General features: G+C 51.2%; 16 protein-coding genes and 1 tRNA gene. 10 read left to right on the top strand and 7 right to left on the bottom strand.

The genetic code is table 11. The annotated features are described in order from the left end of the window. Positions 1-14: 14 nt before the first annotated feature. Genes SOM40_RS02365 through SOM40_RS02335 form a run of 7 tightly spaced genes read left to right on the top strand, consistent with a single transcriptional unit; the run spans position 15 to position 11,294 of the window. Entirely contained in the window at positions 15-1,301 is a 1,287-nt protein-coding gene (locus SOM40_RS02365; protein ID WP_320529869.1) for a hypothetical protein, read from the top strand. Beyond that, a complete protein-coding gene (locus SOM40_RS02360) occupies positions 1,298-5,584 on the top strand; it encodes a hypothetical protein (RefSeq protein WP_320529868.1) in 4,287 nt (1,428 codons plus the stop codon). Before SOM40_RS02365 ends, SOM40_RS02360 begins: the two co-directional genes overlap by 4 nt. Before the next feature lie 10 nt (positions 5,585-5,594). Next, positions 5,595-6,443 (top strand): hypothetical protein, encoded by an 849-nt coding sequence (locus SOM40_RS02355; RefSeq protein ID WP_320529867.1) that lies wholly within the window; start codon positions 5,595-5,597, stop codon positions 6,441-6,443. 2 nt (positions 6,444-6,445) lie between these two features. After that, on the top strand, positions 6,446-7,603 hold the full coding sequence (locus SOM40_RS02350; protein WP_320529866.1) for a hypothetical protein: 1,158 nt from the start codon (positions 6,446-6,448) through the stop codon (positions 7,601-7,603). Next, positions 7,593-9,278, top strand: coding sequence for a helicase HerA domain-containing protein (locus tag SOM40_RS02345; RefSeq protein ID WP_320529865.1), 1,686 nt, complete (start codon positions 7,593-7,595; stop codon positions 9,276-9,278). The genes SOM40_RS02350 and SOM40_RS02345 overlap by 11 nt, the downstream gene beginning before the upstream one ends. Then, positions 9,271-9,828: a hypothetical protein gene (locus SOM40_RS02340; RefSeq protein ID WP_320529864.1), complete on the top strand. Its 558-nt coding sequence runs from the start codon at positions 9,271-9,273 to the stop codon at positions 9,826-9,828. Before SOM40_RS02345 ends, SOM40_RS02340 begins: the two co-directional genes overlap by 8 nt. After that, positions 9,825-11,294, top strand: coding sequence for a protein kinase domain-containing protein (locus tag SOM40_RS02335; protein WP_320529863.1), 1,470 nt, complete (start codon positions 9,825-9,827; stop codon positions 11,292-11,294). The genes SOM40_RS02340 and SOM40_RS02335 overlap by 4 nt, the downstream gene beginning before the upstream one ends. A gap of 560 nt (positions 11,295-11,854) precedes the next feature. Here SOM40_RS02335 and SOM40_RS02330 read toward each other — a convergent pair. The 4 genes from SOM40_RS02330 to rraB all read right to left on the bottom strand — a co-directional run bounded on the left by SOM40_RS02330 (position 11,855) and on the right by rraB (position 14,036). Beyond that, a tRNA-Leu gene (locus tag SOM40_RS02330) sits at positions 11,855-11,939 on the bottom strand. 104 nt (positions 11,940-12,043) lie between these two features. Then, entirely contained in the window at positions 12,044-12,775 is a 732-nt protein-coding gene (locus tag SOM40_RS02325) for a topoisomerase II (protein WP_320529862.1), read from the bottom strand. Between the two features lie 34 nt (positions 12,776-12,809). Next, complete coding sequence (miaE, locus tag SOM40_RS02320) at positions 12,810-13,568, bottom strand: tRNA isopentenyl-2-thiomethyl-A-37 hydroxylase MiaE (RefSeq protein WP_320529861.1); 759 nt, start codon at positions 13,566-13,568, stop codon at positions 12,810-12,812. A gap of 45 nt (positions 13,569-13,613) precedes the next feature. Next, the gene (gene rraB, locus SOM40_RS02315) at positions 13,614-14,036 is read right to left on the bottom strand and encodes a ribonuclease E inhibitor RraB (protein ID WP_166181443.1); all 423 of its coding nucleotides are present in this window, start codon (positions 14,034-14,036) and stop codon (positions 13,614-13,616) included. Here rraB and argL point away from each other — a divergent pair. Further along, positions 13,926-14,231 (top strand): putative translational regulatory protein ArgL, encoded by a 306-nt coding sequence (argL, locus tag SOM40_RS02310; RefSeq protein WP_371811782.1) that lies wholly within the window; start codon positions 13,926-13,928, stop codon positions 14,229-14,231. The two genes, rraB and argL, sit on opposite strands and share 111 nt — an antisense overlap. Continuing rightward, entirely contained in the window at positions 14,201-15,205 is a 1,005-nt protein-coding gene (argF, locus tag SOM40_RS02305) for an ornithine carbamoyltransferase (protein ID WP_320529860.1), read from the top strand. Before argL ends, argF begins: the two co-directional genes overlap by 31 nt. Before the next feature lie 65 nt (positions 15,206-15,270). Here the strand turns inward: argF and SOM40_RS02300 are convergent, their stop codons facing one another. Next, a complete protein-coding gene (locus SOM40_RS02300) occupies positions 15,271-15,633 on the bottom strand; it encodes a hypothetical protein (protein WP_320529859.1) in 363 nt (120 codons plus the stop codon). Between the two features lie 267 nt (positions 15,634-15,900). On the opposite strand from SOM40_RS02300, the gene SOM40_RS02295 reads away from it, so the two are divergent. Continuing rightward, entirely contained in the window at positions 15,901-16,659 is a 759-nt protein-coding gene (locus SOM40_RS02295; RefSeq protein ID WP_320529858.1) for an IclR family transcriptional regulator, read from the top strand. A 4-nt stretch (positions 16,660-16,663) separates the two neighbouring features. On the opposite strand, the gene SOM40_RS02290 is transcribed toward SOM40_RS02295, so the two are convergent. Next, the gene (locus tag SOM40_RS02290) at positions 16,664-18,277 is read right to left on the bottom strand and encodes a glycoside hydrolase family 43 protein (RefSeq protein WP_320529857.1); all 1,614 of its coding nucleotides are present in this window, start codon (positions 18,275-18,277) and stop codon (positions 16,664-16,666) included. Between the two features lie 12 nt (positions 18,278-18,289). Beyond that, complete coding sequence (locus SOM40_RS02285; protein ID WP_313825134.1) at positions 18,290-19,672, bottom strand: MFS transporter; 1,383 nt, start codon at positions 19,670-19,672, stop codon at positions 18,290-18,292. Positions 19,673-19,712: the final 40 nt, after the last annotated feature.

Below are 19,712 nucleotides of genomic sequence, written 5' to 3'. Positions count from 1 at the left end.
TGGAGATAAGGGGCATGGACAGCAGTACAACCGGGCAAAATAACGACACGTTAAATAGCGAAGCGGCACTTAACCTCTTCCAGCTGCTTTGGCAACAAGGTGGTTTGATGGCCAACAAAGCAGCGTTGTTATTGGCGGCTGTGCCTGCCCTTAGGTCACTGTTACAACCAATAATGCAGCCGAAAAAGAACGACGCCGAAGCTGATATTCTTAGCGCCTATAGCCTCACCGCACCATTGCTTAATGCCTTTAACGGTTTAAGCCAGTCAGGTGAATGGCAATTAGCGTTGTTAGGCTTAAACTCAGATATTCGCCAACATTGGATAAATCTAGCTGCTGCTCGCTGCCAGGAAGCAGGCGCGATGAATGACACAATGGTATTGGTTAAACTCATTCAGCAACTGGGCAATGCCAGTGAATGGGTCTTAGCCCAACTGGAAAGCACTGCAACCACGCCGCAAATCATTGCCGGCCCATTGGCGCAAACCGAACGCGATTTACTCGGCCATAGCCTAAACGACAACGCAGCCATTCCCGCTTTATGTCGTATTTTGCGCGCCTGTCATACTTTGCTGAAGCTAAGCGAACAAAATGAACCACAGGCACCTATACAAGCAGTGGATTTAACCGCAAAACAACTTGCAAACAATTGGTGTAGCGGGCGTTTGTTAGCACTTCCTAATACCTTGCTTGATGAACATGACCTTAAACCCAATGCCGATTGGTTATTGGTCTCCCGCTCAGGTCATGATAGCGTGCCGCTTACCGAGCTATTTGCCCAACAACCCTGGTTATTTTTACTCAGTCTCATTATCTTTGTGCAAGATGCTTGGGCTGCGGAGCAGCGTGGCGGCTTGTTGCTCACTTTACCTGTCGGGCAAAATGCCTTTGCCCCCGGTCAAATAAATGTGGCGGTACAAGGTATTGAAGGTGATGAGGTGAGCCTGGGCAGTTTGGCTGAGTTTCTTGTGCTTCTGCTCGGTGAGCTCAATATCACCCTCTACCCGGCGCTCGATGCGAATACAGAAAGCTTCAATCGCCTAAACCAAACCCTAAGCCCATTAATTGCCGAATTATTGGCAAAAAAAATCTGGCGGTTTACCGAAGTCGGCCGTGGCGAATCCGGTCACTACAGAATTCACACCAGCTTTAGCGATGCCTGTTACAGTCTGCCGTTAGCACCGATTTTTAGCTACAAAAGCCAAACTTTACAACGGGCCATTAAGCAACTGGCGCAAAACTGCTATGCCAATAAAAAACGCGCCGCCAATAGAACAAACCTTCAAGGATCGTCGTTATGAGTTTTGATTTAAACGAACAGATGGTTGATAGCCTGGCAAAACAACATCGCTGGGCGGCGACGGGCGTATCAGATTACCCACCTCGCGACCCGTTAGTGGGCCAGAGCCGATTTTTCAAACGCTTTCAAACCTTTTTGCATACGGTAGATCACGACGATGATCGCTTTGCCCATGTGTTTGCCGTCGAGGCCGAATGGGGCCGGGGTAAATCACGTTTGGGCCATGAATTGGTCGCGCAAATTAATGACTGTTCCAGGGGCTGGTTTGTTCGCGATGAACAAGGCCAACTGCACGATAAGCAGCTGTTTAATCACGAAGCACAAGATAAATACCTGGCGCTCTATATTCGCTACTCGCAAGTGGCATCAGATTATCAAAACTCGGATAACTGGTTTGCTTTTGGTTTATATCAGGCGCTATTACCACTGGCCACCCAAGCCTTTGATGGCTCGATTCAAAGTGAAATAGCTAAACAAGCCTTTGAGCGCTTAATGCCATTTGGCTTTAAAGCCGAACTGTTAGCAGATGCCTTACAGCTGAACGCCAACTACAGTGAAGAAGCTCTCTATACCGACCAAACTCTGGTAGTAAGTTTGGTGCAAGCTGCCTACCAGGTATTAAAGAGCTTTGGCGTGCAGTATATGTTGGTGGTGCTGGACGAGCTGGAAACCGTGGCAGAAGCCGCCACCTTCGGCCTGGAAGATGAACAAGACAAGCGCCTCGATGGCCAGGCCATTCGCCTGATTGGTAAAGCGATCAAAGAAGAAGACCCGCGCCGTAAACTTCCATGGCTGCGCTATGTGGCACTATGTTCACCACTGCTTGGCCAGCAATTGCGCGAAATTCAATCGGTCGCACGCCGCTTTGAGTTAGTGGAACTTGAGCACAATGCCTTTGCCGATGTATCAGACTATGTGGCAAGCCTCTTAAAAGACGGCAAGCTGGGTTTTAATTACCCGGCTGGTTTAGTGGAAGCTGCTTACGCCATGAGTGGTGCCAACTTCGGTTGGTTTAACGTGGTCATGGCTAATGTGGATGCGGTGCTGAGTCAATACCAACAAGCAGGCCGCAGTATCAAGGATGTGGGCGATTTATTTGAAGCTGTGCTGGCAGGTTCTGGCCGCGTGGCCAGGCATGTGCTGGATAAAGGCGCGATAGAAGGCATTCAAACCCGCGACCAGGCACTATTGACCGAATGTCGTAGTTTGCTCTACGGCCAATTACCCGTGCGCTTAACTGAAGTGAGCCATGCCAGTGAATTGCTGGCGCTGAAAAACGAAGATCTGGAACCCATAGCAGCTCATTACCGCAAACTGAGCATTGACCGCCTACAGTGCCGACAAGCCCTGGAGCAAGCCAAATTCCGCCGCGATAAAGATGAATGGTACTACCCTGCAGTAGATCAAGCGCTAAGCTTAGATACTTTGCTGGATAACCTGCGTACTTTTTCGATTAAAGAACAAGCCGCAAGCGGCGATAAAGGCGCGGTATTACTGCCACTGTCAAAAGGTGAGTTTAAATACTTACTCAGCTTGGTGTATGACCACCCAGCGATTGAATTTGCTGCCGATGCCTTATGGCACAAGTTAGTGGGTGAAACTACCGAGCTGGACGCCAGCGAAGCAACCCATATTGGCCCCAGTGTGGCGATGTTACTGCGCCTGGATTTGCGCTATCGCAGTGCCCAGCAAAACTCGCTGATTTTTAAAGATCCCGCCATGGGCGATGGTCATGAACAGGCTATGAGTGAACTTAGCAAACAAAGTAGCCAGAAGCCGCTCATCAAGGCATTAGCCCGTGTAACGGGCTTTGTGAGATTACTGGATAACAACTGGCGCTATGATGAAATCTTGCTGAGTAATAAAACGGGCAGCGACGATGCACCTCTGGCCATTTTAACCGAGCCCCGTGGCCGCCAGGGTGGTTTATTTACCCTGGATGGATTTAAGCTTCACCCAGAAGGTAAAGCCTTGTTTGCCTGGGTCAGTAACCTAATTGAGTTAAAAAGTCTTCACACCTTTGCGGCAAACCACAGCCAGCAAAATGGCCGTACACCGGTATTAGCGTTAACCGCTTCCGCACATCTCATGGAGCAATACAGCCGGCTGGATGAAAGAAACGAATTGCGTGATGCGATACTGCTGCATTATGTCAACCCAAGCGAAGCAGACCAGCTAGAGCGTATTGGATTAAGCCTGGAAGCATACCAACTGCACGGAGTGAATTTAACTTCCGACAGCTTTACCGCGAAATTCAAAAACAAGCTGCATGCCCTGGCTACCTTTGCCACGGATGCCATTCACAAGTGGCGTCAGCGTTTGCAGCAGCGCGGTTTAATTGCCTGGCCGTTAAAGGTAGATGGTAAATTATCGCCGAATGACCGCGACCTGTTGTTTAAAGGCTGGTACCAGCTCGCTATTGCTCACCCTGAGTTAAACGGTATTCTCGATTTACAGCAGCAACACGGCGTGCCAGTGAATGAGCTGAGCAGCTTGTTGGATAAACTTAAAGTGCCGGGCAGCTATATTGCCAAAGGCTACACGGCCGATGAACATGCCGGGCTATTTACTGAACTTAATAATGTGCAGCGAAGCCAGGCGCAGATCCCATTATTTTTAGCCCGTATTGCTCATCCTAATAAAAAGCACAAGTGGCAATTCGAAGGCTTTAAGCAGCAGTTTTATTTCGCCTATGTGGCTGAAACGAGCATTACCGCCAAAGGCGTGTTTAATGACTGGATGTGGTGGTGTGGAGAGCTGAACTTGCTCACTTTAACCAATCCAACAGAAAAACAGGCAATTTGGGAGCATTACCCGCGCTCCCGCTTAGAAAATGCCATTAGCGAAGCACAAAACTGGTTCAGCGGTAACGATATGGGCAGCTACGCAGCCAATGTGGAAGTCATGAGCCGCGTGTATGGTTATGCACGCATTAATGAAATGTTCGCGCCACTGGGTACAAATAAGCTGGGTTTTGTCACCGTGGAAGCTAAAGAGCAGTTGGAAAAAGCACAATCACTATTTAACGTGCTCAAACAGCTAGAAGAACAACTGGCTGACATTGCCGAAGCCAATGACACGCAAGTACTGGCTGGGCTTATCCACAAACGTGCTGACGTGCTGGAGCTAGTAGCAAAGGTTAAACCGCTTAATAGTTCCAAGCCCATGCTAAAAGATGCCCATATTCTTAGCTTAGAAGACAAAACGACCTCGCTTTATCAACGGATTGAACAGGCCTGTTTATTTGCCGATTTTGTTGAGCGCAGCGCTGAGCGTATCAACAACCGACTCGCTGATTTAATCATAGATGTTGAAACAGAGTGTGCCCCACTGACGAATTTCCCGAAACGTCTGTACACCAACACGCTGCGCACCATTGGTCATATTTTAGACGGCGCGTTAAAAGAAGATACTAGCAGTGCCACTGGCCAAAAAGAGCAGCAAGCAGACAGCGATACCTTACTGCATTACCTGCGTAAACTCGATTTAGGTAAAGCACAAGACAAGCTTTCAGCCTTAGCGCAAGAAGTGGGTTTAAACCTGCACAGTGATCAACAGCTGCCGATAGCGGAGATTCAGGGAAATATTTTGTCTAGCTACCGCAACTGCAAAGAACGATTTGGGAAGCTGGTTAATAACCTCGCAGAGCAAAACCAACGCGCCCAACAGTTGCAACAATGGCTTAGTAGCGCCACGGCTGAGTATAAGTACGCTGATGACATTGCAGAGCTACCAAAACTGCTAATGAAGTTACAGCTCATTGAAGACGCTATTGCCGATCTCCCCAGCGATGCAGAGAGTAAGCGCCAAGGTATGCAAAACAGTTTACGCAATGGGCAGTTTTCATCGTTACGGGATTTACCAGAAGAGCTTTTAAAACCGGCACGCGGTCAAATTACACCGATTCAAGGCCAGCTACTTAAAATTGAAGAGCGTCTAAACCAAGTAAGACGCAGCTCCATCGAGCAGGTAAACAGCTGGCTGCCGTTATTAAAACCACTATTAGCTTCTCAAAAGCAAGCGGAACCAGCAGCGTTGACTCTTGGGGATGTGAGCAATTTGGGTGTCAGTGAACTTCAATTGGTGTGTGATAGCACCCAGGCCAAATGGCAGAGTCAAGGTGAGCAAATATTAAAGGATACAGGCTTAACACTGGCGGATTGGCAACCGATTTATCAGGCTTTGAGCCAAAACCAAGAGCCCGCGTTAACACCTGAGCAACAGAAAGGACTTGTAGACAAAGGGATTGTAAAAATGCGCCTTACCTTTGCCACTGGTTTATAGAGGCGATGCGATGAGTCTTTATTTATCTGCGGCACTGGCCAGTACTCGTAAAGGCCGATTTTTGCATACTGTTGCGGGTGCGGCACCGTTAACAACGGATTGGATTAGCTCACCTCCAACCAGCGGTTTGTTAATAGTGCAAGCAGAAGAGTTGACTGACACTGATACTTTACAGCGGCTGTATCTCTGGGCTATGCAGGCAGGCTGTGCCGCTTTGGTAATAAACCCGAAAGCTGAGCAATTTACCTTATTAGCTCAATTACCCTGCCCACTAGACTGGCAATTAGTACCAGCGACTTTGAGGATGCAGGAACCGGGGCTAACCGCTTTGCTAACCAGTGAAACAGACCAGGCTATTGCTGGCTTTACTGGTAGTGCAGATCGCCACCAACACCAGGCCGGCGATGTGGTGCATACCCGCTATATACGAAAACACAGCAACAGTGGGCTATTGGCCTTTACCACTTTACCTTTGTGGTCGCTAAATTTACTCGATCATAGTGAGCTCTTAGTGAGCTGGTTGAATTGGTTTATGGACCACGCAGGCATTGCAAAGCAAATCACCGAACCCAAAGCACCATCAACTGATTACATACCCGATAAGCACGATCTGGTTGTATTGCTACTGTTCTACGCCGGAAGTTCCATGAGCTTACAAGCGCTGTCTGAGCATAATGCGGTTAAGCTGATGTTTGATGTCAACAGCCTTGATATTGTCAAGCGGGGTGAGATGTTGAGGCAGCACGATTTTATCGACGAAGCGGGCATAACCGCCACCGGTAAAACATGCCTACAAGCCTCGCAATATTGGGCTTATGCCCCATTACTTAGCGAGCAGCTACACACAGGAGCGCTATAAGCATGAATGAGAACAAAACGATGAATTTAGCACAATCTCTCGCCATCGATAGCCAGCTCCGCTTACCTGGAAGTGCAGGACGTTTGCTTAAACAGGTCCGTGATATTGAGCAAGTGGCACCGCTGTTTCGTGATGCTGGCTTGGTGAAAGCGGTCCCCAAGCCCACTATCGTTAATTTACGCGTAGCTGGTATTGCGACTAAATCGTGCTTAGACAAGGTATTGGGTGGTTTTATTTATGCCAGTGCAGCAGTGCGCACAGATTTGCTAATAGATGACAATAAAGTCAGCACGGTGGGTAGCGACTCGGTATCAGAATTAGATGATATTGATTTTGAAGCACAGCGTAAACGGCTTGATTTAATTGAAATTCGTCAGGCATATCAGTTAGTTGAGAAAAAAATTTTAAGTTATGAGCCTAGCGATTTAATTTTGCTGGATACGCCGTTGTTTTTAGCACGGGATATGGCTCCCCTGGAGCGCAATGTTCGTCATAAACAAGAGTACGAAAAAACCAAGCAAGTGATAGAAGGTTTTTGGCAAAACCATCGCTCTAAACTTTTCCCATGGAATCAGAATGGTGTAGTGCTTGCGAGCATTTTGGCTGAGCGCTTTGGCGCAATTGTCAGTATCGCCAAGCAAGATTTACGTACCGAACAAGGCCGCAAACAAATTTTAGCATCTGATGGGTTTTCTAAGGAGCTGATGCAAAATCTGGCAGGCCTGGATGAAAGTTTGGTGGGCGTGGGAGATTTGCGATTTATCAATGGCATTTTAGGCAACTATTCGCGCACCATCGCATTTCGTTTGTCTGAACAAGAAAACCGCATTGAACCTAACATTGAAGCTAAACAAGGGTTAATTGGTTTTCACTTCCGTAGTGCCCGAGGCGGGCAGATAAAAATGGTGCAGTTAGCGGGTGACGAACCAGAGTGGAAAAGTGCTGATCTCGATTTAGTTGCATCTCGCCTGATGGCGCTGGATATGCAAAACAAAGGTAATGCAATGCCGCTACCGCAATTACTTGGCTATCAACAGCTTGGTATTTTACCGAAATTTGCTACGTTTTATCGCCAGGGTTTACACCAGGCACTGAAGAATAATGATATTGAGGCAGGATGGTTGGCAGGCCTGGATGAGGGATTGAATAATGGCTTATAAAGTTTTAGGTAAATTAGTCGGTAACACCGGTGATGCCAGCCAGTTAACTATGGTTGTGCAAGACTCGTTTTCAGTACGCCGTGGTGAGTTTGTACGCATTATGCACCAGGAACGCAAAGATGAGGGGCAAGTCGCCGTACTGGGGCGAGTGACCAAGATCAGTCGTACCAATATGCTCTATAACGCCGGCTTTGGCGATGGTGTGACTGAGCTAGAGCTTTTGCCCGGTGCGAATGTAACCGGTGAGAATATGTTTGCTCAGGTCGAATTGGTTGGTTACCGCGATCCTGTGACTCGTCAGATCAAAATTCCACGTCGCCCACTTAACCCGGGTACCGCTGTTGAAACCGTCGATTTTCAGTTTTTAAGTGATTTTTACGAATTTAATGAACACTCCAGTTTGCACTTGGGCAACTTAGTAGGTTACGACAAAGGCGAGAATACGGTTCCGGTTTTTATTGACGTCAACAAATTGGTCACTGAGCACCTGGCTGTTCTGGCGATGACGGGGTCAGGTAAGTCTTATACTGTTGGCCGCATTATAGAACGTTTAGTCGCGGTTAATAACGGCACTGTGGTGGTATTTGACCCACATGGTGAATACGGTAAAGCCCTCGCTGGTGGCAATCTGCAATTCTCAAGCTTCTTAGATGCCACTGACGATAAGCGTGATCAAGAAGCACTGCCACTGATTAAACAGACCTTTGAAAAGCTGCAAGCCGTCAGTGCTGGTATTCAAGTTTACTCGCCGCAGCACGAATCTTTTAAACATAAATACGCCAGTAAGAATACGCCATTAGCGCTTCAATTTGACCATTTTGAAATGGACGATATTGCTGAAATATTACCTGGTTTAACGGAACCGCAACAACGGGTACTCGATGTTGCAATTCGTTATTGGCGCTCTGCAGATAAGAGCGAGCCACGAGATATTAACCGCCTACGCTTTTTATTAGGTGATGGCATTGAAGAGTTAAAAGAGTGGGACGACCTTTCTGAAGCTGAGGCGAAGGCGTTATCAGGCCGTAGTGCCGCCGTCGCCTCGATGAAGCTTTCACGCGTGCTTAATGAAGCCAAAAGTTTTTACAGTGCTACGATGGCTGAGCCAACTGATATTTACAAAATGGTGGGACGCCCGAGCAATCAACAAGGGCGTTTAGTCGTTGTTGACTTACAAGGTTTGAGTGATACCGCTAAGCAAGTCATTTGTGCACTGTTATCTAGTGAAATATTAAAGGCGGCCTCGAGCAAAACGGACCCGCTGCGCCCATGCTTTATCATTTACGAAGAAGGCCATAATTTTGCTCCGGCCGGTGGCAATGCAGTCAGTCACCGCATTATTAAAAAGATCGCCGGTGAAGGTCGTAAATTTGGTGTTGGATTTGGCATTGTGAGCCAGCGTCCATCGAAATTAGATTCAGATGTAACCTCTCAGTGCAATACGCTAATTACGATGCGCTTAAAGAACCCAGACGATCAACGATTTATAGCTAAAGCATCAGATATGGTGAGCAAAGCTGACCTGGAGGAACTTCCGAGTTTATCAACCGGTGAAGCTCTGGTGTGTGGTCGTTCAATCCCTGCACCACTGCTTGTTAAAGTTGGTAGTAAGGCATTAATTCACGGTGGTGAATCACCGGAGGTATTGCGTGTTTGGGGCTCTTTCAATGGCTAAGGTGCCTATGCCTGAAGTAGCTTGGGTAAATGAGACGTTTCCACTTTTAGCAAGCAGTAAGCTATTGGACCAGGATGTATTGGTCCACAGCTTAGGCTGTAGCGTTTGGAATACATTCGGGCATGAACAGTCATTTATGGCGGTAGTGGAATGTCCGGCTCCAGGTACATTTGGTGCTGATATTCGCTCAGACTCGGGCTGGTTTCATAAATCATCTGCATCACCTATGTGTTTAATCGAGTTTGAACGCTTTGATGGTTCAGCGAAGGGGCAGCAAAAGCTAGAAGAAAAATTAAAAAACTTACTGGAAGCAGCGCAGCGCTGGAATCATTGCCCCAAAACCCTGGTCCTCAGTGCCTGGAGCCAAGGCTTAGTAGGTGCGCCTGATACCCGAAAACTGAAAGACATTTGCCGCATGGGTTTCACTTCGTCCACTGGTACCCAAGTAAGCGCCGCTCCTGATGTTGAGGTGGTGTTTAGTCGCTTTTTATTTATCAAAAATCTGAGCATGATTGTTTTGGACAGAATTCACTATGAGGTGTTGATGTGAATATAAAATCAGCACATTTTTTGCCAGGGACGAATAAACGCCTTGGTGACAAATACCTGTTACTTGAATGCCTTGGTGATGGCAGCCATGGTTGGGTATGGCGGGCGGAGCGCCTGCAAGATGGAAAAATTGTCGCAGTAAAAATCCCTAAGGATATTACTCGGGAAGACCGCCAGCTTGCCGAAGGTAAAGAGCTTTTAGACGTCGAGCCGCACGAAAATATTGTGCAAATTTTTGATATGGGCCGTATAGATAATGAATGGTTCTATATTGAAATGGAATATTTCCCAAGCCAAACCCTGGCGCAAAAGCTCGATGACAGGCAGCGTAATTTTGGCCAGACCTATGAACGTTTATTCAGAATATATCGTCAAGTGCTCTGTGCTGTACATTATTTGGCCGAGCTACCAGTGCCAATATCCCATGGAGATATTAAGCCACATAACATTTTGGTTGGCGAACGGGACCTGGTGAAGTTGACGGACTTTGGCAGCTCAGCTTTACCAGAAGAAATTTACGTTCGTACCCGAGAAAATGGCGGGACTGTGTTGTATTCGGCCCCAGAGTTCTCCAACGTCGATAGCCGTAGGGGTAGTCTAAAAGAGTTGCTGTTGGGCGACATCTATAGCTTAGGTGTTTTGCTATACCAGCTGCTGACAGGGAAACTGCCCCATGATACGCCAGCACAAGTTCAGCGTCACGCACCTTTCAAGCTTCCGACAGAGATTAATAGCTCTATTCATACGGACTTGGAGCAAGTGGTTCTTACCTGCTTACAAAAACGAGCGGAGGATCGCTTTTCAACTATTTCCGACTTAATTCATGCATTTGATGCAGCTACCACTAAGCAACTAAAAGTTAGTGCTATTGCTCCAGTTTTTCAGACTAAACTTGATCAGGACTGGTCAAGTGCGGTACTTGAAGCAATGTCCAATCAATCTTACCAAAAGGCTGCCCAGTTAGCGTCGCAGGAGTATGGCCGCAGTAAAGATCTACAAGCTTTACATCAGCAACTTATTGCCTTGTACCGCGCCAATCGCTTATTCGACTTTGAAAAAGTTGTAGAAGATAATAAAGCGATCTTGCTCGAGGGTAAATTGACTCAACCTGCGGCTTTGTTCGAGCTGATAGTTAAGACAAACCTACAGTTGCGCAATATAAGTCAAGCAAAATCCTGGCTGTTGCAAAGAAAGCAAGTTGAAGCAGAAAATGCGACTACCATGTATTTAGAATCATCTATCCTTGGCCTTGAAGCAAAATATCCTGAAGCAAGAGCACTATTGGAGAGAGTAAACCAAACAACTCCAATGAAGTTCCATGTGTTAAGCCAACTCATTTTAGTTTGCGAGCAAATGCGTGATTACTCTGGTGCTGCAGCTTATTTGAAAGCAGCATTACGAGTTGCACCATTGGATAACAGCATGAAAGAGAAAAAAGAATTGTATGTAAAGCTTGGGGTTATTTGATTGAAAAGATGACCATTAGGCGAACAAGATACCTTGGATATTTAACACTTCCGTTCACATACAGGAAAAATAAAAATTTACATAATGATTACTTTTTCCATTGAGTAAAAAAAAGCCTCCCCCATTAGAGCGGAGGCTTCTCAGTTATAAGCTTTTAATTCATATGAACTGAACATTCAATATTTATCTAGCGTTATCGTAAGTATCCTGCTTAAACGGACCATTAACTTCTAGAGTTCTTACGACATACTGATTATGTCCTCTGAGGAGAAATCGCTATGCGTAAAATCCGATTCACTTAACACCAAATAATCGCCATTCTAAAGTCCATAGAAGCAGGACGAACTGTCAAAGATGAGTGTCATGAGGGCGAAATATGGTGGCATGGTGTTCTAAGCATTATCGAACCGAAAATGCCATTATCTGTATCAACATCTATTGGTAGATGCAAGTTGAAGTCGGTTGACTTTGAGAGAGTTAAAATAGCGGGAATGATGGGTGAATACTGAATTCCAGACACAAAAAAAGCCGCCCTTAAGCGACTTAATTTTTGCATCTTTTGGTGCCGAAGGCCGGACTCGAACCGGCACGTATTTCTACGGTTGATTTTGAATCAACTGCGTCTACCGATTTCGCCACTTCGGCACTGAAGGGGATGCGGAAACGTTGTGGATTATACCTGTCGCGCGCCGCCATGCAAGCGGCGACGCGCTAAACCGCGCTAAGTGCCCAAAAAACCAGCGCCCCTCTCAATCCAGTTCCGTAACCGCCAGCCGAATCACCCTCGCCGCCTTCTGCTCCGGCAGCGCAAGCACCTTGGCCCACATCGCCTGCACCAACTCGCAGGTGAGCTTCTCTTTGCCCACGGCGTTCTCCGGCATTACCAGCAGCTGGATCGCCACCCCGTACTGGCTGGCGAGGTCCTGCATAATCGGGCGCACATCCTCCACGGCGGCGGCGTGTTCTTCCGGGGTCACGGTGTGGCGATCTTTACCCCAGCCCGCGCGCATCATGTCGGCATCGGCCTGCAGGCGGCGCTGCATCATATCTTTATCCAGCACCCGCATCGGGTTGACGCCGCCCTTCACGGCAGGGAATAAAAAGCGGAAACAGGCATCGTCACTCACCTTCTGAATGGCGGCGGTCTGCTCCATGTTGATCGTCATCCAGCCCACCGCATTCGCGTCGGGGGCATATTGCAGGCGCGACATCTGCAGCGCGAGGATCTGCGGCTGGACCACGTCGATGATCTCCTGCTCAGACTCCCCCGCTTTCTGCATGGTGAGGATCTGCTCACGGATGCGTGTCACAAACCGGGGGGCCTGCTCCTTCAGCACCTGCCATGAGGGCATGGCGTTCAGGACGGTATCAAGCCGATGTTCGGGGGTGTTCTGCAGGCGCTGCTTGTCGTAATAAACCCAGAAGGCCACTGCTGCGGAGATAACCGCTACCACTGCTATACGAGTCCACGCTCTTCTCATCGTTACGCATCCTTGATCCTTTAGCTATGCCGGTTTACACCGGCACGCCGCTATGGAAGCGAAACGCATTGTCCGGTGATGAGATCAGTGTGGCTTCAATTTCGCCAAAAAGCTGTATGCGGGGAGAGATATCGTCGTCGCTGACCTGTTGGGCAAGCGTCAGATAGTCCTGATAGTGCCGCGCCTCGGAGCGCAGTAAGGATAAATAAAACTCCTGCAAATCTTCGTCGAGGAACGGGGCCAGCGCGGCGAAGCGTTCGCAGGAGCGCGCTTCGATGTAGGCGCCGCAGATCAGCTTGTCGATCAGCGTCAGCGGCTCGTGGGTGCGCACGGCGGACAGCATCCCTTTGGCGTAGCGGCTGGCAGTAATTTTGACGTAGGGAATGTTACGCATCAGCATCGCCTCCCGCACCTGCCAGAAATGGTGCAGCTCCTCTTTAATCAGCAGCACCATGCTGTCGATGAGCGCCTGGCCCCAGGGGTCGTCGGTCTTCGGCATCACGCTTTTGCCAATCTGCTTATGCAGGGCGACAAAATCCGGTTCCGGGCCTTCGCGGAAGGTAAAGGCTTCATAGGGCTTGAGCCACTCCAGCAGGGCATCGGCACCGCTCTCGTCGGCAACGTATTTTCGCACTAATAGCAGCGCGGTCTGGGCGGCTTTAAGTTCGCACACCATATGGTCGGTGAGCAGCAGCGGCAGGTTCGCCGGGTCGCGGGCTTTATCAATCCACGCTTGCGGGGTCGGACACTGGAGGAAGTTGAGAACAGGGGCGAGTATCTGCGGGTAATCCATTTTCTGCCTTAAAGTAGCGGCAGCCGAAGCTGCCGCAAATCATACTTAGTGACGCACGCCGTTATCGTCTTCGTCGAAATCTTCGTCGTCTTCTTCGTCACCCTCTTCGCCGTTCGGATCTTCGAAGTAGGTGCCCCAGCCGTCGTATTCCACTTCAAAACGTTCAGCCAGGTCCATCAGCTGTTCAACCTGGGCGTCGATCAGCTCTGCCTTCAGCGCGCCTTCGCTCAGGATGTCGCAGCAGATGACGGTGTCGCCCTCTTCCACTTCCAGCTCTTCTGGCTCTGTCACTTCGTAACCCAGACGGAACGCTTCAACCGCCAGCTTTTCCAGCGCTTCGAAATCATCCGCAGAGAAATGGTGCTCGATGGTGTACAGCGCATCCGGATCGCTGCCGTCTTCCAGCAGTTCTTCAATAATCAGTCGCGTCTCTTCGCGCTGTTCTTCCAGCAGTTCTGGGTTTGCCATGGCTCGTTCCTCTTTAAAGTGCGGCAGATACTTCTATTTTCACACACGGATGTGTTTGCCTCCACCTTTGTAAGAAAGATTTGTGAAACAGGGTTGCAACTGCATATTGATACATATAAATTGAATTTTAATTCAAAAAGTGGCCTTTGCCATGTGAGGATAAAATGTCTGAACTGTATAAAAAACACTTCCTGAAATTGCTCGATTTTACCCCTGCACAGCTCAACTCCCTGCTTGCCCTCTCAGCGCAGCTGAAGTCCGACAAGAAAAAAGGGAAGGAAGTACAGAAGCTTACTGGCAAAAACATCGCGCTCATCTTCGAAAAAGACTCAACCCGCACACGATGCTCTTTCGAAGTTGCCGCATTTGACCAGGGCGCACGCGTAACTTATCTCGGGCCGAGCGGTAGCCAGATTGGGCATAAAGAATCAATTAAGGATACCGCCCGCGTGCTGGGCCGGATGTACGACGGCATTCAGTATCGCGGTCATGGCCAGGAAGTTGTCGAAACGCTGGCGGAATTTGCCGGCGTGCCGGTGTGGAACGGGCTGACCAACGAGTTCCATCCGACCCAACTGTTAGCCGACCTGCTCACCATGCAGGAGCATCTCCCGGGCAAGGCGTTTAACGAGATGGTGCTGGTCTATACCGGCGACGCGCGCAACAACATGGGTAACTCGATGCTGGAAGCGGCGGCGCTCACCGGGCTGGATCTGCGTCTGGTGGCCCCGAAAGCCTGCTGGCCGGAAGAGAGCCTGGTGGCGGAGTGCAGCGCCCTGGCAGAGAAGAACGGCGGCAAAATCACCCTCACCGAAGATGTCGCCGCGGGCGTGAAGGGCGCGGACTTTATCTATACCGACGTGTGGGTGTCGATGGGCGAAGCCAAAGAGAAGTGGGCGGAGCGGATTGCGCTGCTGCGCGGCTATCAGGTGAACAGCCAGATGCTGGCGCTGACCGGTAACCCGGACGTGAAGTTCCTGCACTGTCTGCCGGCGTTCCACGATGACCAGACCACCCTGGGTCAGCAGATGGCGAAGGAGTTCGATCTGCACGGCGGGATGGAAGTGACGGACGAGGTATTTGAGTCAGCGGCGAGTATTGTATTTGACCAGGCCGAGAACCGGATGCACACCATTAAAGCGGTGATGGTCGCCACGCTGGGTGAATAACTTCTGCGTTTAAAATGACGGGAGGGTTGTCGCCCTCCTGATATTTATATTATCCGTTCGGGATATTAATTATTTGCCGCGACCCGCGTCTTGCCGTAGGGGCATTTTTTAAAAATACATTTTGCCGTAGCAGTGCACGTCGTGCTGTCCGGCTCGCGATGGCCGGGGCAGCTGGACATGTTGTGCATCACGCGCCACAGAGTGGGACTGTATTTGTCGATCTGCAAAATATTGATATCGCATAGCTCGTCATTGACGACTAAATGGTTGTAACACACCTCTATTTTGTCGCCGGGTTTAAAAAGCTGCTCGCCGTTATACCACAGAATATATTTATGATTATGCTGAGTAAGAATTTTTGAAAATAACGTTCCAGTCGCCGGACTGGCAATTGTACCCAAAGAGATCCATGTTTTCGAAGCAGTCATAAAATACCTTTTAAACGAGCCATGCAAAATGCGGAAAGCCATACGGTTAATGAGTGTAAAAGAACAATTACCCTATGAGTAATAGGCACAGCCTATCTTTTTGATTGCAATCCATAAGCATTAGATATGACTTAAGTCAAATTTTACAGTCATGCTCGTCAGGGCCGTTATTGCGATCGGCCGGGGCCGCGCCTCCCGGGTCGATTGATTTTTCAGCGCAAACAGGGTAGGTTTTGGCCTTAATTCCAGCGCGGATGTGCCGATCTTATGCCTATTATTCAATCTGTTGAACGTGCCTTGCAGATCCTCGATCTGTTTAACGAGCAGGCGACGGAACTCAAAATCACTGACATCAGTAAACAGATGGGCCTGAGCAAGAGCACGATCCACTCGCTTCTCAAAACCCTGCAGCTGCACGGTTATATCGATCAGAATCCGGAGAACGGCAAATACCGCCCTGGCATGAAGCTGGTCGAACGCGGTCATTTTGTGGTGAGCACCATGGATATTCGCCAGAAGGCGAAGCACTGGCTGACGGAGCTGTCGGAGCGCACCGGCCAGACCACCCATCTGGGCATTCTGGACGGGCGCGAAGGGGTCTATATCGAGAAGATTGAAGGCAAGCTGGCGGCCATCGCCTACTCGCGCATAGGCCGTCGCCTGCCGGTGCATGCCACCGCCATCGGCAAGGTGCTGATCGCCTGGCTGAGCGACGCCGAGCTGAACATCCTGCTGGAGGGTTATCAGTACACCACCTTCACTCCCGCGACCCTCGCCTCACGCGAGGCGCTGCTGGCCGCGCTGGCGCAAACCCGCGAGCAGGGTTATGCCCTCGACAGCGAAGAGAACGAGCAGGGGGTGCGCTGCGTGTCGGTCCCGGTGCGCAACCATGAATCTAGGGTGATCGCCGCCCTGAGCCTGTCGACCCTGACCTCTCGTGTTGATGATGCCGAACTGACCCACTTCCGCGAGCAGTTGCAGGAGGCCGGGCGCCAGCTCTCACGCGCCCTGGGCTACCCGGCCTGAGCCGTTATACCGGCTCGTAGGTGAAGTAATCAAAATCAGCGTGGCAGCCGTCACCGCTGATGTCCTCGCAGTGCAGCCCGACAAAGGCGCCGGTGAAGAAACCGCGCCCGCCGATATAATCATCCGACAGTTTCCACGCCTCATACGTGACGGGCACGGTGTGCCACGTTTCGCCGTCGAATGAGTAGCTGTAGCGGTAGACCAGCTTATCCACGTCAACGCGCAGCCAGATGCTCTGCGCCTCATCCGGCACCGGAATGGGCTGCTCGTGCAGTGGCCACGACGGCACGTTGTGGTCAAGCTGGATCACCTTGATGGTTCTGCCCTGCCCCTCCTCGTAATCGACAAAGCAGTAGCTCCAGTTTTTGCTGTTGTAGTAGCAGGTCAGGCCCGCGCTCTGCTGGAAGTGACGCGGGGCGAACTCCATCCGCGTTTCGGCGCGAAAGGTGAAGTGCTGCCAGCGGCGCGCCACGGTGGACTGGGTGAAGGTCGAGTTGAGGGAGTCGTTGCCGTACAGGCGTAAAAAGCCCGGACGAACGCGCAGGGAGCCGAGGCTATCGTCGAACGGAATGCGCAGGGTCTGTAACTCCGGATCGAGGCGCTGGCCGTCGAAATCGTCCCGCCAGTCGGGCTGCGCCATGCCCGGACTCTCGATCATCTGCGGGCCTGGCACCGTCAGTTGGGCGTGTTTACCCCCTTCCACGTACGGCCAGCCGTCGCGCCATTCGATGCGTGCGATGCCTGTCTCACGCCCCAGCGAGCAGTATCCGCGCCCGCCGGAGGCCAGCAGCGGAATGCCCGGCAGACGCTGCGGACGGCTGGTGAGCCAGGCCATGTACCACTCCCCGGTGTGGGTCTGGAGCAGCGAGCCGTGCCCGCTTTTTTGCAGCGGGTTCTCCGGCAGATGCCAGCTGGTCATCATCGTCACCTCCGGGTGCAGCTCGTAGGGGCCGTCCAGCGTTTTTGCCCGCAGCACCACCACCGCGTGCTCGTAGCTGGTGCCCCCTTCGGCGACCATCAGATAGTACCAGCCCTCTTTACGGTAAATATGCGCCCCTTCGGTGTAGCACAGCGGCGTGCCGGTGAAGAGGGTTTTACGCTCCGGCGACAGGGTGCGGGTCTGCGGATCAAACTCCTGCATCACGATGGTGTTGTGCGGATTGCTGTGATGCCGCGGCCCCCACGGGCGGTAGATGTAGTATTTGCGGCCATCGTCGTCGTGGAACAGGGAGGGATCGAACCCGCCGTTGCCCATCGGGATCGGCTCGCTCCACGGGCCTTCGATGGAGGGGGCGGTCACCAGGAAGTTACGCCCGTTTTTCCACGGCGAATCGACAATTTTCACATCGGTATAAAGCAGCCAGAACTGCCCGTCGGCGTAGCTCAGGCACGGCGCCCAGATGCCGCCGGAATCGGGGTTGCCCTTCATGTCCAGCATCGACACGCGATCCAGCGGGGTGCTCACCAGCCGCCAGTTTTTCAGATCGCGGGAGTGGTAAATCCGCACCCCCGGGAACCACTCAAAGGTCGAGGTGGCAATGTAGTAATCCTCGCCCTGACGGCACATCGACGGGTCCGGGTTAAAGCCGGTCAGAATCGGGTTGGTAATGGTGTACATAGTGCCTCCTCCTTAATGAGATGGTGCCGTCGCCGCGTCGGGGATCGCCTCGCCCTGCGCCGCGCGATGCTTGAGTAACTGCTGGCTGATGGCCTCCACTCGCGCATCCGAGAGCTTATAAAACGACAGCATGGTAAACATGCCCACGTAGAGCACCACCGGCACCACGCAGAACAGAATTTTGATGGTGGTTAACACCTCAACCGGCTGGACGCTGTTACCGGCGGAGTAGTTGACGTACGCCAGGATCCAGCCCACCACCGCGCCACCAATCGCCAGGCCAATCTTCAGGCTGAACAGGTAGGTCGAGAACACCAGCCCGTCCAGACGACGGCCGCTGCGGCTCTCTTCGTAATCCACCACGTCGGAGGCCATCAGCCACTGCAGCGGCGTGGTGGTGTTAAAGACGAACAGGAACAGAATGTTGAGGGCGAAAATCAGGGCCATATGTTCGGCCGGGGTGAAGAAAATCAGCAGGCTGATCAGGGAGTAGATAACGATGATCCACTTGAAGGCCTTCACCCGGTCGAAACGCCCCAGCAGACGGGAGGAGCAGAGCGAGCCAAACATGGTGGCGATGCTGCCGTACAGCAGGAACTGGGTCGCCATCTCCGGATGGTCCATCACATATTTCACGAAGTAGAGCGTCGCCCCGCCGCGCACCACGTTGGAACAGGTGGCCATCATCTTGAAGGCGCACATGATCCGCCACTGGCTGTTGCCGAGCAGCAGCTTGAGATCTTTCGCGACCGACGATCCCGGCTGCACCTCAAAGGTGTAGCGCTCTTTGGTGGTGAAGAAGCAGACGTACAGCAGCACCACGCCGCTCAGCCCCAGCACGCACATCGCGCCAAAGTAGCCGAGCTGTTCGTTGCCTTTCCCGATGATCCCCACCAGCGGCAGAGCAATGCCGCTGATCGCCAGCGATCCCGCCGCAGCGAGGAAGAAGCGCCACGACTGCAGGGCATGACGCTCTTTCGGATCGGCGGTGATCACCCCCGGCATGGCGCAATAGGGCACGTTCACGAAGGTGTAGACCAGGGTCAGCAGGATATAGGTGACGCAGGCGTAGATAATTTTGCCGTTGGCGGAGAAATCCGGGGTGTAGAAGGTCAGCATGCAGACGATGCCAAACGGGATCGCCCCCCACAGCAGGAACGGGCGGAACTGGCCGTGACGGGTGCGGGTGCGGTCCACCAGCAGCCCCATCAGCGGGTCGGTTACCGCATCCAGCACGCGGGAGACTAAAAACAGCGTCCCCATGATGCCCGCGGAGAGGCCAAATACATCGGTATAGAAATAGGCCAGCAGGAACATGGTCGCCTGCCAGACAAAGCCGCAGGCGGTATCACCCAGCCCGTAGCCAATTTTATCTTTCATGGTTAATTGCATCATCAGATATACACCCTTATTTCGTGTGCTGAATGACAACATC

Origin of the sequence: Leclercia sp. CFBP8987 (assembly GCF_034044995.2) — a bacterium.
GTDB lineage: Bacteria > Pseudomonadota > Gammaproteobacteria > Enterobacterales > Enterobacteriaceae > Enterobacter > Enterobacter tamurae.
The sequence above is the reverse complement of the archived record's forward strand: the minus strand, read 5'-3'. Positions and strand labels throughout refer to the sequence as shown.